Annotated in this window: 1 pseudogene; it reads left to right on the forward strand. The window is 53.0% G+C overall.

Annotated features, from left to right (window positions below):
- A pseudogene (locus C8N36_RS23915) lies at nucleotides 1-1201 on the forward strand (IS3 family transposase); the annotation flags it as partial.

Here is a 1201-nt window from a genome sequence, read left to right on the forward strand (position 1 = left end):
GGAATTCGGTCTACAGATGAGTTTTAGCAGGACGCTGTGGCGCAGGTCGTTGAGCGTGGCTGAGCGACTGGGGATTTGCACCAAATCTATGTAAACGTGGAAAGCTCAGTTTTCAAAGCCACCGCATGTAAGAGCTGAAGTCTTGGATCAGACCGCAGAGATCAAGCGATTGAAGCGGGAATTGGCGCGGGTCACCGAGGAGCGCACTATCTTAAAAAAGGCGACCGCTTACTTCGGGCGCGAGTCTCAGTGAAGTACGCGGTCATAGAGGCCACCGTGCAGAGTTTTCGGAGCGGTCGGTGTGTCACGTGCGGATGGTTCATTTCAGCGGGGTCTATGCATGGCTCAAAGAACCGTTAAGCCCGTATGCGCAGGAAGACATGCGTCAAACCGATCTGATCCAGAAAGCTTGGGCTGACAGCGGCAAGGTCTACGGCTACCGCAAACTGCACGATGATCTTTTGGATCAAGGTGAGATCTGCTCAGAGAACCGTGTTGCACGTTTGGCCAACTTGGCAGGCATCTCGGCACAGATCGGTTACAAACGCCGCCCTGGCAGGTACGGGGGCAAGCCCGCTGTTGTTGCTGACAACACGTTGGACCGACAGTTCGAAGTTGAAGCGCCAGATGTCGTTTGGATCACTGATATCACTTGCATCAAAACGCACGCAGGTTGATCATATCTGGCAGTGGTTATTGATCTGTTCTCAAGGCGCTTTGTGGGCTGGTCCCCTCTTGGCAGATTGCTCTGCAATCGCCTGCCGGGCAGCGCATACAATCACGCATGACGACAGATCTCGCTCTTCAAGCCCTGCTTGCAGCAATGTGGCGGCGCAAACCAAAGACCAAGGTGGTGATCCATTCCGGTCAAGGTTCTCAGTTCACCAGCAAGGAGTGGCTGTCGTTTCTTGGAAAACACAATCTTGTTGCCAGCCTCTCATGGTTTGCTGGTAAACTATTGCCGGTTCTACATGAGCAGACGCGGGAATTGCCATCCTTCTCGTGCATGTAAACATACACTGCCAGGCAATGGACAACGCAGTCGCCAAAAGTTTCTTTCATCTGCTGAAACAAGAACGCATCAGGCGGCGAACCTACATCACACGCGACGTAGCACGGCAGGACGTGTTCGATTCCATCGAGATGTTCTACAACCCAAATCGTAAGCACACGAACAATGGCATGCTGTCACCGGTTGACT

The sequence above is a fragment of the Pelagimonas varians genome (genome assembly GCF_003208435.1).
Lineage (GTDB): Bacteria > Pseudomonadota > Alphaproteobacteria > Rhodobacterales > Rhodobacteraceae > Pelagimonas > Pelagimonas varians.